Below are 13,552 nucleotides of genomic sequence, written 5' to 3'. Positions count from 1 at the left end.
CGTATAGAATAGGAGACCTATAGAATAAAATGTGTCCGCGTGCAGTTGGTACGAGTCGCTCAACTTACACTCAACAAACAAGTGCTGCCAAACTTTGGCTGCTATTGGTGGGAGTCAACCACTACCAAGATGAGCGACTCCCAAATTTGAATTACTCAGCAGTGGATTGTCAGGGGTTAGCGAAAGCTTTGGTGGGAGCAACCGAGCATTTTCCGCAAAAAGAAATAAAAATTTACCATGATTTTGCCCCACAATTACCTTACTTAGAAACTGTCCGTGCTAGCCTTCAAGAAATCTCTACTGCGGCTCGCCCACAAGACACAATTCTCTTTTATTTCTCCGGTCATGGGATATTCGTGCCAAACACTCATCAAACATTCCTATGTTTGGCAAATACTCAAAAAGATGACATACTCAATACGGGTTTAGCCATACAGGAACTTTTGCAATTATTGGGGAAATGTAATGCACAAAATCAGCTTGTATGGCTCGATGCATGTCATAGTGGCGGTATGACACTTAGGGGCGCAACTGTAGCAGAACCTTTACTGAATGCTACGCGTCAACTGGTGGAAGTTTTGCAGAAAGTCGCTGCCATGAGTAAGGGATTTTATGCCCTGCTTTCTTGCGATACCGATCAGCAATCTTGGGAGTTTCCAGAACTAGGGCATGGAGTATTTACTTATTATTTGATGCGCGGATTGCAAGGTGAAGCAGCAGATTTACAAGGAGCAATTTCTGCTGATGGTCTTTATCGCTATGTTTATCACCAAACCCTACAATATATAGATAAAACGAACCAACAACTGCGCCTGATCAATCAGCAAAAACGCGGCAAAGGGGACACGCAGTTGTTTCGGGAATATCCCTTACAAACTCCCAAACGAATTGTAGAAGGCGTTGGAGAACTGATTATTGGTTCCATTGGGGCGATTGAAGAACCGCGTCCCATAAGGCAAGCACTTGTCGTTGAAGGATTGAGCGGTAGTCAAATAACACTGGCTTTTTGTAAAGTTTTGCGTAGTGCTGGTGGCTTTGAGTTGGAGTATTTACCCCGACAGGGGAAAGCAACTGCCAAAGAGGTTCGAGAAGCAATTCAAGAATTTTTGTATTTACCAAACCAAAAACAACAGAAAGCTGAAAAACCAGCAACAGTATTGTTATATTTGCGCGGACGACTGGAGGAGACTCCGACAGGAGAAGTGGCTTTAGTACTGTCTGAAGATGTTTGGTTGAGCCGTGCTTGGTTGAGACAGCAGTTGCGTCGCTCTCAAGCAGCCCAACAGATTATCATTTTAGACTTTTTGGCGGGGGAGAGCGATCGCTTTACCCCACACGAATGGATTGAAGATTTACAAGTCGGTTCTGAAAAAGCGCAATGTATTATTGCAGCCAATTCGCCCCGTTACAATTTAGAACAATTTGCAGATGCTCTGGTCAATACTTTAACAACAGCTTCTAAACCAAGTGGCTTATCAATAGCGGGTTGGATTACTCAATTGCAAGTCTACCTAGCAGGAGCTTTTCCACTCCACATTTGGCTGTCAGGTACGCAAGGTATTATCGAAATTATACCAGCTTTTACCGATACGCGCAGCGATCGCAAAGCTGTAGCATTGGACTTAGGAATTTGCCCTTACAAAGGTTTAGAAGCGTTTGGGGAAGAAGATGTTCAGTATTTTTACGGTAGAGAAACCTTAACCCAACAGTTAATTAATGACTTAGCACGCAATTCATTCCTAGCTGTGGTAGGAGCTTCTGGGAGTGGGAAATCTTCTGTCGTACAAGCGGGATTGATGACTCAATTGCGTTCGGGTAAACAATTACCGGGTAGCGAAAATTGGTGGATCAAAAGTTTGAGACCGGGCGCACAACCTCTAGAGGCTTTATCGCGCCGATTGGCTGCTTCGGGACAAGAGGACAAGGGGATAGGGGGACGAGGGGAAATCGCGGGAGAAATGACCTCTTCGTCTCCCAAGCTTATATTAGAAGGATTGCTGTACCAGGGGATAGAGGGTTTTGTTTACTGGGTACGCAGCCGACCGGAACCAATGGTAGTTTTGGTGATAGATCAGTTTGAGGAACTTTTCACTCTGGCTTCTTATGAAGAGAGAAAGCGATTTCTAGAACTTGTGTTGGGTGCGATCGCATATGCTTCTGACAGGTTTAAATTAGTGATTACTTTGCGAGCAGACTTCATCGCCCCCTGTTTGGAAGTACCAGAACTGGCTTTGCTTTTGCAACACTCAAGTGTACTGGTTCCTCCCCGATTGGATCGCGATGACTACCACCGTGTTATTGTCAACCCCGCCGAACAAGTGGGTCTAAAAGTCGAATCTGGACTTGTAGAAATTCTTTTACAAGAGTTAAACGATTCTGTAGGAAATTTACCGCTTTTAGAATTTGTACTGCAACAGTTGTGGGAATACCGCCAGGAGGGTGAGCTAACTTTAGCAGCGTATCAGCAGCATCTTGGGGGGATTAAAGGTGCGCTAGAACACAAAGCACAAGCAGTTTACGATGGTTTAGATCGCCTTGCACGGGATTGCGCTCGCTGGATTTTTCTGTCGCTGACTCAATTAGGAGAGGGTACGGAAGATACCAAGCGAAGGGTGTTGAAATCGGATTTGGTTGTAAAAAAATATCCCGCTCCTTTGGTAGACAGAACATTGCAAGCTTTAACTGCGGCGAAGTTAGTAGTGATGGATTTGGAAGAGGGGGATAGGGGGGATAGGGGGGACAAGGGAGACAAGGGGGATGAGGGGGAAATATTACCTGGTTTGTCTCTACCTACAAATGCAGTGACTGTAGAAGTTGCTCATGAAATTCTCATTCGTCACTGGTCAACATTGCGTTGGTGGCTGGAGGAAAATCGCAGTAAATTGCGGTTGCAACGTCAAATCGAGCAAGCGGCTGTTTTGTGGAAGCACAATAACGAACAATCTGATTTTTTATTGCGGGGCGTGCGTCTGGCTGAGGCGGAAGATATCTATGTCAAATACACGGATGAATTGTCTCACGATGTCCAACAGTATATTGCGGCTTGTCTGGAAGAAAGACAGCGACAACAACTCGAGCAGAAAAAGCGATTGCGACAAGCTCAAAGGGCTGTTGCTGCGATCGGCGTACTTGGAGTGACTGCAACGGGTTTTGGTGGATTGGCTTACTTCAAACAACAAGCAGCCCAGGTTGGGGAAGTTGCTGCTTTGAATGCATCGTCTGAAGCGCTACTGTTATCCAATCGCCAGATGGAAGCATTAATCGCAAGCGTGAAAGCTGGGGAACAGTTTAAGCAAGTTTTTGCACCTGCACGAGATGTCGAGCTAGCAACTGTGGCGACTCTCCAGCAAGCAGTTTACCAAACTCAAGAGATTAACCGCTTGCAAAGTCACGCCCAACAAGTGAACGCCGTAAGTTTTAGTCCGGGGGGTAAACTTCTCGCCTCTGCTAGCGATGACTCTACTATAAAGATATGGAGTGCTGAGGGCAAATTAATCTCTACTTTCCCAGCGCAGCAAGATAGAGTGACGAGTATCGCTTTTAGTCCGGATGGGAAGTTTCTCGCCTCTGCAAGTACCGATCGAACTATCAAAATATACTCTATTGATGGCAAGTTAGTTGAAATTTTGACAGGACACAGCGATATCGTTACAAGTGTTAGTTTTAGCCCTAATGTCACGACTTCTCTGGTGTCTCAATCTCAAAAGGTAAAACAAAGAGGAGATTTTATAATTGCATCTGCAAGCCGAGATAAAACTGTGAAACTCTGGCGCATGAATGGCAAGCTAATTAAGACATGGAATGCCCATAACGGTTGGGTGAATAGTGTTAGCTTTAGTCCGGATGGAAAGTTTCTTGTTTCTGGTGGGGAAGATAACATTGTCAAACTGTGGAATGTAGCAGATGGTCAGTTAATGAGAACTTTTTCCGGACATACAGACCGAGTTACCCGTGTCAAATTTAGCCCTGATGGTAAAACCATCGCCTCTGCTAGTGGCGATCGAACTATAAATCTATGGAAGCTCGACGGTCAATTATGGCAAACTCTGGGGGGTCAAAAGGGTCATACTCAGCCAGTCAACGGTATTAGTTTTAGCCCAGATGGTCGGATTGTTGCTTCTGCTGCTGCTGACGGTACTATTAAGCTTTGGAGTATAGATGGTACTTTGTTAGCAACTATTAAAGGGCATGATGAACAAGTTAGAGATGTGAATTTTAGCCCTGATGGTAAAATTCTTGCTTCTGCCAGTGATGATAAAACAATTCGATTTTGGAACTTAAACAATAGTATAATATCGCAAGAAGAAGGTATTTATAGTGTAAGTTTTAGCCCGGATGGAAAAGTTTTTGCCTCTGCTGGATGGAATGGAGAAGTCAAATTATGGCAGCAAAAGCAAATTGTAAATGCATCTTTAGTTAAAGTTTTTAAGACCAAACAAGATATTATTTATGATGCGGTCTTTAGTCCTGATGGCAAAACTTTAGCAACAGCAGGTGACAATAAAAGTATTAAGATTTGGAATTTAATAAATAACCAGTTCATTCAAAGATTAACGGGGCATGAAAAAAGAGTCAATAGTATCAGTTTCAGCCCAGATAATCAAATCATCGCTTCTGGAAGTGCAGATAAAACAATTAAGCTGTGGCGTCTTGCTGATGGCAAGTTATTAAAAACACTGTTAGGGCATAATGATGAGGTAACTAGTGTGGATTTTAGCCCGGATGGTAAGATGTTAGCCTCTGGTAGCTATGATAATACTGTGAAACTTTGGCGTGTAGATGGCACTTTGGTGAAAACTTTGAAAGGTCATAGTTTAGCGATCGCACACCTGAGTTTCAGTCCAGATGGCAAAATCTTAGCTTCAGCAAGTTGGGACAACACCATCAAACTGTGGAAAGTTACAGATGGTGGGTTAATAAGTACGCTAACAGGACATACAAACGGTGTAAAAAGTTTGAGTTTCAGTTCAAACGGTCAGATACTTGCTTCTGGTAGCGCTGATGGTACTATCAAGCTATGGAACACCATGAATGGTACGTTGCTAAAAACACTATCGGGATACAGAGGTGAAGTGAATAGCATCAGCTTCAGTCCGGATGGTAAACTGTTGGTCAGTGGTGGGAATGCTGGCATGATGCTTTGGAATTTAGACTTAGACGATCTCGTGCAGCAGGGATGCAAAAAGCTCAAGAATTACCTTGAAAATAATCCAAACGTGAGTGAGAGCGATCGCAAGATTTGTAAAGCATTGAGCTAGTTTAGATTGAGCGATCGCTCTGGGTGATGGGTATTACAGCGATCGCTTAAGCTTTTCGAGTACCAAGGAAGTCATTTACCAATGCTCTAAAGTTGACATGCATAAAACAATAGAGGCGAACATATGGGGAAAGTGAAGGGGAAAGAAAAACTTTCTTCTCTAACAAGATTCATTAGGATAGATAAATATGAGATCGACAATCGCTTCCCTAACACTAACAGCTTTAACTATAGCCTCAATTTCTACTCATGCATCTGCACTTTCTTTAATTCCCCAGGCAAAAGATTTAAAAGATTTCAAAGCACCTCAGTCCAGTTATCAGCCAACTATAGTGCAGATTGGTAATGCCAAAGCCAATGTTCCTATGAAGCATGGTAGCTGTGGTTTAGACTGCGGTCAACACGTGCTAGCGAATAAGTCAGGGAATTTAGATATGAAGTTTAGTGTAAAGATGAGTTGTCCTCCCGGACAAAAGGTAGCTCATCTTTCCTTTCAACCAAAAGCTCAGCAATTAACGGTTTTAATTGACAAACCAACTAACGCTATCTCCTACTCGCAAAATGTTGTTATACAACCTTTTTCTCTAGAAGAATTGGAAGATGCTGGAAATAAAGCTCTAGGTGGTACTTGGGCTCAACCTAACTCTCATAATAATAAAACAAAAACTGTACAGACAACTCTTACTGATTCTATTGATGTTTGGGGGCAATGTTCCGGACAAAATACTCAACAAAAGCAAACCATTGTTGTCACTCTTCCAGTGACTTATACCGATACTAACTTCCCTTTACCTCCCGTTCCTTAAAATCAAAGTTTTGGTTATTCTAGCTAGCTAAAATAAAAGCCCTCTGTTTAGGACGGGGGGCTTTGATTGATGGTAAAAATCTACAAAGTTTACAGTCCCCGTATTTAGCCTCGCCAACCACGTTTTATTGGTGTTAGTCTGGAGTCTTATATCTTGCACCTACACCCTAAAAGGATGAGGCTATACAAACAAAGCCTGCCTACGCAGGCTATAAACTCCGATTTTTCGTGTTATTGATAAAAATATATGTCTATTGAATACATAAAAATTCAGTATTCATACTTTGGTGCCAGATGTAAGGAGTCAAATTTTTGGGAGAAACACTATCATGGGATCGCCTAACCGACAACAACAACTCCAACAATTAATCAAGCAGTACGTTCTCCCGCGTCGAACCGTGTTAGCGATCCTAGGTTTCACGTGTGCGCTTGGCTTGGAACGTTTCCTAGCAAGCAAAACTCAACCCAAACTTCCCAAGAATTCTCAAATCCCAACTTTACCTCAAAAAAATTCGTTAGCAGCCCAAAAAGAACGCCAACAGCAGCTTGAGATTGCACGCTCTGAATATAAATTAACATCTCGACTACCAAACTCTATTCGCGTAGCAACTTTACCAACCCAGGAGGTTTTTGATGATGAATATAGCAAGAATCAAGCAAGCATAAGCCAGAAAATTACAGAGAATCAACAAGCATTTTTACAAAACCCCAAACCCTTTCTAACACTAGAAGACTACACAAATGTTTTTAAAGTCTTACCCCTACCAGATATTGCCAAAACCTTTCGCAGCGATGCTACATTTGCAGGACAAAGACTTTGGGGTCCCAATCCCATGGAAATTACCAACGTTTTGGCACTCAAGTATAATCTCCAAGAAAAACTTGGGATAACGAATGATATTTTTCAAACCGTTCTCAGTGCTGCTAGAGGAACGGGATACGCCAGTGAAACCCTCGAAAGTGCTACCACAAATGGCAGTTTGTTTGTAACCGACTATGCAATACTTAATGCCAATGGCGTTACGGCAAAAGAAAACCAATATCTGTGCGCTCCCATCGCTCTCTATTACGCCGATCGCAACCGGGCTGGTTGGCGTTTAATCCCCATTGCCATTCAACTGGGACAAATACCCCAAAAAAGTTTGCTTTGTACTCCTATGGATGGAGTGGACTGGACTTTAGCCAAGCTAATCGCTCAAATGGCTGACTTTTCCGTTCATGCATTGGTACGTCACTTAGGTCAAACCCATCTTGCTCTGGAACCAATTGCACTAGCAACTGTACGCGAACTCCCCGATCTTCATCCAGTACACGTGCTATTGAAACCGCATTTTGAGTTTACAATGGCAATCAATGCCTTTGGGGATCGAGTGTTGATTAATCCAGGAGGATACGTAGATATCCTTTTAGGAAGTACTCTTGAAAGCTCGCTTCATCTGGCTAATCTTGGTGTCTCCGAGATGTTTGACAACTTTAGCAACTATGCACTCCCAAACAATTTACGTCTGCGTGGTGTAGGCGATCGCTCTATATTAAAAAATTTTCCCTATCGAGATGACGGTTTGCTCGTTTGGGATGCTCTGTTTGAGTATGTCAATCGGTATATAGACATTTACTACAAATCTTCTCAAGATATTCAAGAGGATTTCGAGTTGCAAAATTGGTTAACAGCTTTACGGAAACCCGTAAGTGATAGAGGCTTTGGTGTAGCTTCCTTACCTCAGCAGTTGAGCGATCGCGACCAGTTGATTAACTTGCTGACACAAATTATTTTCACAGCAGGTCCGCAACACTCAGCCATTGCGTGGATTCAATATCAGTATATGTCTTTTGTTCCTAATATGCCTGGAGCGATTTATCAGCCTATTCCTACGGTTAAAGGGACGATAGAATTGGAGAAAAATTTAACCAGTTTTCTTCCTGGCATAGAACCAACCTTCGCACAAATTAGCGTCATAGAGGGAACTGGTGTCAAGCTTGATGTAAAAGCATTTACAGATTTCGGTGTCAATAGTTTTTACGATCCGCGAGCGATTGCGGTTCTTAAAGGTTTGCAAGACCGTCTGAAAGTTGTAGAAAAACAGATCGAACAGCGCAATAAACATCGAGAGGAAAGCTATTCTGGCTTTTTACCTTCTCGCATGGCTAACAGTACAAGTAGTTAGAATTTTGCACTACCATTTTTAATTTTCTCATGCTGACTGAGAGGGGAGGGTTTGACTGATTTTCCCACAATCTTAGAATGTGCAAATTATATGCAAGAACAGCTTACAGATCTTCACTTTGACATTAAAGGCTCTTTAGCTAAGAAATAATCATAGGTAAAAAGACATATGACGACGATGGCGATCGCAATAAATCCCGCAAAACCACTCATACCAACTGTCAAATCATTTCCTCCCTCAGTCAATAAGACGGGGAGCCCAGCAATTGCATTTAAAGTGCCATGCATAATAGCAGCAGCAATTACTGATTTCGATTTCATTGTAATGTAACTGAATATAGGGGATAACAATAAAGTCAAGACGACCATCATAAAAACACCAATTTGAGGATGCTGGGGATAATTATGTCCTTGTAGAATGAGTGGAGCGTGCCATACCCCCCAAGTGAGACCAATAATTGCAGATGACTTCCAGAAACCTATAAAATTTAGCTCTGTTTGTAAAAGTCCTCGCCAACCTAATTCTTCACCAAAAGCAAAAACTGCATTAATTGTTACACCTGCAATTAAACCTTGTACTATGCTTGTGAAGATCAAAGCATTGTCTGGCACGGCAGCTAAATCACTTTCGATTTGTTGCAATTCTTCTGAAGGTATTACAGATTTGAATTGCTCTAATGCTGCGATCGGGTTGGGAGAGTATTTAACGCCGGGAAATAGTAAGCTGATGCCTAATGTTGCAAATACAATAATTAAAGGTAGTAACCAAGCTACTAAAAACCACGTATTTAAATTCCAAGATAACCCTAATGATTTTAAAGATTGCTTGTAAAATAATTTTTGAATAATAATAGCAACAAGCATGGGTACGAACATATAAACTCCTGTCACAATAAATGAACCAGGTATAACCCATTTGCCACCTATTGCTAAATAAAAAATTATCAAAGAATAATTAATTAAAAATGTAAAAACAATCAGCAACAAAGCTTTTTTTATATTTTTATTCATTGTTTTTGCTGTTTGAATTTAATTGATATATCAATCAGAAAATATTTATTAAAAAATTGAATGGCTCATGGCTAATAGCTAATGGTGAGACCAGCCCTGTAGGCGGGTTTCCCGCCGTAGGGGACTGGTGAGACCAGCCCTGCAGGCGGGTTTCCCGCCGTAGGGGACTGGCGAACCCGAAGGGCGAACCCGAAGGGCTAATAGCTAATGGTCAAAAAGCAATTAGCTATTAGCAGTCTTCACTCTTATTTTTATATTTCATTTAAGACTGCTATATATTAACTTCTGTTAAGAGCCTTAAAGCCCAGTAACTACTTACTACCAATCACTAACAGCCCTAACAGAAGTTATGTTTATTTACGCAGACTTACAGGATCTTTAGTTTTGAGGTGAACCTGGATTTTTAGTTTTGATAAAAATACAATTGACCGTGACATGACCATTAGAAGAGTAAGTGCAAGTTGTACAACGGTTAGTACCATTTTCTCCCTGTTTATTGGTGCCAGGAGAATTAGTGGTTTCACAAGTTTTCTTTTCTGTTGGACCCTCTTGTGGCGCTGCAATAGGTAAGTTGGAACTGGGCTGCGCTGGGCGTGAACTGGCTAAGGTATATTTTGCGAAGCGAACGGCATCAGTACAGTTTTGAGATACAACTTCCGCTTGGGGTTGTATCGCTGTTGCTGTTGTGGAGACTAGCGCAGTTGCAAGGATGCTCATACCTACAATTGCTGTGCGAATGCGGTTTATCATAAAACTCTATCTGGATTTGTTGTAGTACAGTTTGTTTGGGTTTGGTTTAACCCCTTCATTTGTTTCTATGTCTGGTTCCTATTGTTTATGCATCCCGGACAAGGCACTTTTGAAATTTTTTCGACATTGGTGCCATTTGGGGACATACCCAGCTTTTCGCCCGCTGGTCTTTTTCTCAATCCAGTTGCAAGACGCGTATGGGAACTGTTAGTCCCGTTGCAGGATAAGCTGTGCTGCCTTTCATTTTCTCATGTTGACCGAGAGGGAGAGGAGGGGAAAGGGAGAATGGGGGAGAGTTTGACTCATTTTTCCCCAATCTAAGAATCTCCAAATTATATGCACGACAGCTTAACAAGTAGTGCTTTGTTGCTAAGTAAGTCAGTGGAAATAATAATGTAGTGGCGGTGCATACCTTCGCCGCTAGGCTTGCTACAGATCTAGAATATTTAAGTTTCGTTACATGGTTTGATTTTTTCTCGATTTACTTATGCTGTAACGAAGCGATCGCCAACCACAAACTTCAGGCAAAATAAGAATCCCACGGTTTCATTATCTTTAAACCATGGGAGTAGGAATTAGGATTTTTTGCTTTATAAAAATTAAAATAAAATTTTGTAGGTATTGAATAATTTGAATCGATCGCTATATATTTGCAAAGCTTAGCTATAATAATTAACTAATATAGATTGTCTCATACGGGTAGCGCCGCTTTCTCGACGTGTTGGAATTCCACAATCACAATTTAGAGGTCTTCGAGCTTGCATTTGTTTCAAGTTCACAATTTTAGGTGTTTTATCTATGTTTTGTATATATGAAAATGAATTGTATTTGTTTGAAGGATAAGCAGATATAGCCATTATTCCTATAGCTACTATTGAAGCAATTAAGTATTTATATCTCATGTTTCCTCAGAAAAACTTATTGCACTAAACCAATATCGATTTATATGTGTCTTTCTGAGGAATATGCAGTCTCACTTACTTGAGATGATGCAGAAATTGAGAATCGCACAACCTGCACTCAAAAGTTGGCTGATTGTGACTTGATTTAAAAAACGTTTGTTAATTGATTAAAGTGCGAGCGATCGCATAACTCTTACCAGTAGACTAGTGTAGTGAGAATTACAAATAGCTTGCTGAGAACTCCTTCATCGTTCGCTACCGCTCGAATTGTCTTTTGTAACAGTAACAGGCACCCATCGGGGTACTATCACTCGCATTTCTCCATTGTGTAGCATTAAACCAGGCAGTATCAGGGTTTATCATACCAGGTGCGAGATGCACTTCAAAAACTCAGTCATCGAATCAAAGTAAAAGACCCAATGGAAGTGGAAGGGGTTGGAGTAACAGTGTATGTTCTCTTGGTACAAGTACTATCTTGATGAAAACTTTGTGTTTGAAGGCAAGATGTCAGACTCTATCGACTTCTTGAGCTGGCAAGGTAAAGAGGGCGATGAAACACCGGATGTTGTGACGCTATCTTACAGGTGGCGTGCGTTTGATTACGAGGCCAAGAAATTTCGTCCCCTGACCAAACCCATTGGTGGATTTTGGGTCGGTCCTAGTGCTGAAGGACTCATGGCAATGGGAACGGTAAGGTTTTTAAATGATGTCTTTGCACCCAAGAAGGCGGAAATTAATAAAGTTCTTTACAACTTGTCTTTGTTCCGCAGCCCAAACGATCGCAACTTACGGACTTTTTACCCCGAGTTCGTCAAAATGCTGTAGGCATTAAGGGATAATATCTAAACGCTCATGAGTTGCTTGGGGGTTTTAATGGTGTTGTTAAATAATTGAGCCACACCACAATAACGCTCATCATTCCAAGAAATCTCATAGAATTGGTTATTGGTGTATCGGTTGATAACCTTGCGCCAAAATGTTTGTGCATCTACATTCAAGTCTAGCTGTCGTACCTCCCACTGACTGGGAAACAAATCGAAAATGTCGGTCGCTACCCGATAGCCAATACCTTGTCGGCGGTATTTGCGTAGGATGAAGAATTCACCCATGTCCATCGTGTGTTCGTCTCCTGAAAAATGGCTGCGCCCGTCGGCAATTACAAACCCTGCGATCGAGCCATCTACCTTGACAAGAAACGGATGCCGCCACGGCTCAGTCCAACAACCTTTAAGAGCGTTGTCCCCGAACCGACCATCATTCCCAACATCCCACCCCATGAACTCACTAAAATCATAAAAGTAAAGTTCTATCAAATGACTCAAAATCGACCGATCTTGTGGACGGGCTTCAATGATTTCAATATTCATGCTAGTTTCCTCTATCTCTACCAGTGCTTCAGCAATAAGCACGCTCGCTCAGTTTCCCCCTAAGCGATACGGCTTCAGCCGTTAGCGCTTATGCTATCGCACTATCAAAGCTTACCGATCGTTTTTGTCACGTATTTGAGACTGCTCCTACAATTGTAGGAATCTATACGGCTTTCCTCCGCAATCGAAGCGCTTATCGTTTGGTGTTGCGATCGAATCGTCTTTTTTAAGAGTAACAAGCACCCATTGGGGTACTATCACTCATATTCTCGCTCTATGTAAGATTAAACCAGGCAGTATCGGGGTTTATCAGACCGGGTGCAAGATGCACTTCAAGAATTCAGTCATCGAATCAAGGTTATCACTTCTGGTACAAGTACTATCTTGATGAAAACTTTGTGTTTGAAGGGAACGGTAAGGTTTTTAAATGATGTCTTTGCACCCAAGAAGGCGGAAATTAATAAAGTTCTTTACAACCTGTCTTTGTTCCGCAGCCTAAACGATCGCAACTTGCGGACTTTTTACCCCGAGTTCGTCAAAATGCTGTAGTTGTTAGAGAACAAGTCTCATAACCCTCACGTAAGTCGTGGGGGTATTTTGTATATCAGATTTGACAGACGGTGCGTGAAGAGCGATCGCTTTATCGGCGGCTTTGCCGCATCGCTATTCGGTGACAACGAAGTATGGGAAGGCGTCTGCGTTCGGTTGTTTGGCTACTACTGGTTAATCTTCCGGCATTGTAGGGAGTAGCGTTTACCCCGCCAGGTCGTCCAGCCATTAGCAGAGCGCGTACTGCTGTTGTAGTTGAGATACCAATTGTCTTGTTCGTTGCCCAAATAGCGAATAGCAAGCTCTGAATTTCTGGACCATCTCTTTGCCAGAGGAACCCAAGGAGTGCCATTATCGCTAAAACGCCCTACAACTTTTACACCGCTCGTACTCGAGCAGATATCACCGTCGCAGGTGGTTTGCGGATCGTTAACCGTATACCACTGCATTTTGGCGGGACGCCCGTCGATATTGCAATCCCAAAATCCAAAGAACCATTCCCTAACAACTAAAGATGAGTTGGCCGAACCGGATGCTGTAAAAAAACCGATCGCAAAGACTGCTAAAGCTAAAAACCAAGTTGTATTTTTCATAAAGTTATCTTTTGCTCCGTTACCTAATGTGGGGCGAAGTTGATTGAGTTATGAATTTATATGTTGTGGGTTGGAGATTTATGCAATTGGCTGAACAGCACCATCCGTATCGCACTTCATGTCGTGTGGAAGTGAAAGCGATCGCATGAAGTGA

The 13,552-nt window shown here is 42.2% G+C and carries 9 protein-coding genes; 5 read left to right on the top strand and 4 right to left on the bottom strand.

The features are described 5' to 3' along the window. Positions 1 to 29: 29 nt before the first annotated feature. From HC643_RS16775 to HC643_RS16765, 3 genes are all read left to right on the top strand, one after another. Positions 30 to 5,258, top strand: coding sequence for an nSTAND1 domain-containing NTPase (locus HC643_RS16775; RefSeq protein WP_167844701.1), 5,229 nt, complete (start codon positions 30 to 32; stop codon positions 5,256 to 5,258). Between the two features lie 187 nt (positions 5,259 to 5,445). Next, the gene (locus HC643_RS16770; RefSeq protein WP_038106224.1) at positions 5,446 to 6,063 is read left to right on the top strand and encodes a hypothetical protein; all 618 of its coding nucleotides are present in this window, start codon (positions 5,446 to 5,448) and stop codon (positions 6,061 to 6,063) included. A gap of 328 nt (positions 6,064 to 6,391) precedes the next feature. Next, a complete protein-coding gene (locus HC643_RS16765; protein WP_038106225.1) occupies positions 6,392 to 8,227 on the top strand; it encodes a lipoxygenase family protein in 1,836 nt (611 codons plus the stop codon). A 113-nt stretch (positions 8,228 to 8,340) separates the two neighbouring features. Here the strand turns inward: HC643_RS16765 and HC643_RS16760 are convergent, their stop codons facing one another. Further along, positions 8,341 to 9,237: a CPBP family intramembrane glutamic endopeptidase gene (locus tag HC643_RS16760; RefSeq protein WP_038106226.1), complete on the bottom strand. Its 897-nt coding sequence runs from the start codon at positions 9,235 to 9,237 to the stop codon at positions 8,341 to 8,343. Positions 9,238 to 9,615: 378 nt separating this feature from the next. Further along, positions 9,616 to 9,987, bottom strand: a complete 372-nt coding sequence (locus HC643_RS16755; RefSeq protein WP_038124525.1) for a hypothetical protein — start codon at positions 9,985 to 9,987, stop codon at positions 9,616 to 9,618. Positions 9,988 to 11,339: 1,352 nt separating this feature from the next. Between HC643_RS16755 and HC643_RS16750 the strand changes: the two genes are divergently transcribed. Next, a complete protein-coding gene (locus tag HC643_RS16750) occupies positions 11,340 to 11,714 on the top strand; it encodes a hypothetical protein (protein WP_038072761.1) in 375 nt (124 codons plus the stop codon). A 17-nt stretch (positions 11,715 to 11,731) separates the two neighbouring features. Here HC643_RS16750 and HC643_RS16745 read toward each other — a convergent pair whose 3' ends face one another. Beyond that, positions 11,732 to 12,256 (bottom strand): GNAT family N-acetyltransferase, encoded by a 525-nt coding sequence (locus HC643_RS16745; protein WP_038072770.1) that lies wholly within the window; start codon positions 12,254 to 12,256, stop codon positions 11,732 to 11,734. A gap of 318 nt (positions 12,257 to 12,574) precedes the next feature. Between HC643_RS16745 and HC643_RS16740 the strand changes: the two genes are divergently transcribed. Beyond that, a complete protein-coding gene (locus HC643_RS16740; protein WP_038072760.1) occupies positions 12,575 to 12,805 on the top strand; it encodes a hypothetical protein in 231 nt (76 codons plus the stop codon). A gap of 167 nt (positions 12,806 to 12,972) precedes the next feature. Here the strand turns inward: HC643_RS16740 and HC643_RS16735 are convergent, their stop codons facing one another. Continuing rightward, positions 12,973 to 13,398, bottom strand: coding sequence for a DUF6006 family protein (locus HC643_RS16735; protein WP_038072759.1), 426 nt, complete (start codon positions 13,396 to 13,398; stop codon positions 12,973 to 12,975). Between the last annotated feature and the right edge of the window lie 154 nt (positions 13,399 to 13,552).

This window comes from Tolypothrix bouteillei VB521301 (assembly GCF_000760695.4).
GTDB classification, from domain to species: domain Bacteria; phylum Cyanobacteriota; class Cyanobacteriia; order Cyanobacteriales; family Nostocaceae; genus Scytonema; species Scytonema bouteillei_A.
This window is presented reverse-complemented; position numbering and strand designations above follow the sequence as displayed.

What these genes read in the sequence shown, in the direction of transcription:
- HC643_RS16760 (WP_038106226.1), bottom strand. Translation starts at nt 9,237, where the DNA reads ATGAATAAAAATATAAAAAAAGCTTTGTTGCTGATTGTTTTTACATTT.
- HC643_RS16750 (WP_038072761.1), top strand. Translation starts at nt 11,340, where the DNA reads ATGTTCTCTTGGTACAAGTACTATCTTGATGAAAACTTTGTGTTTGAA.
- HC643_RS16775 (WP_167844701.1), top strand. Translation starts at nt 30, where the DNA reads ATGTGTCCGCGTGCAGTTGGTACGAGTCGCTCAACTTACACTCAACAA.
- HC643_RS16765 (WP_038106225.1), top strand. Translation starts at nt 6,392, where the DNA reads ATGGGATCGCCTAACCGACAACAACAACTCCAACAATTAATCAAGCAG.
- HC643_RS16735 (WP_038072759.1), bottom strand. Translation starts at nt 13,398, where the DNA reads ATGAAAAATACAACTTGGTTTTTAGCTTTAGCAGTCTTTGCGATCGGT.
- HC643_RS16745 (WP_038072770.1), bottom strand. Translation starts at nt 12,256, where the DNA reads ATGAATATTGAAATCATTGAAGCCCGTCCACAAGATCGGTCGATTTTG.
- HC643_RS16770 (WP_038106224.1), top strand. Translation starts at nt 5,446, where the DNA reads ATGAGATCGACAATCGCTTCCCTAACACTAACAGCTTTAACTATAGCC.
- HC643_RS16755 (WP_038124525.1), bottom strand. Translation starts at nt 9,987, where the DNA reads ATGATAAACCGCATTCGCACAGCAATTGTAGGTATGAGCATCCTTGCA.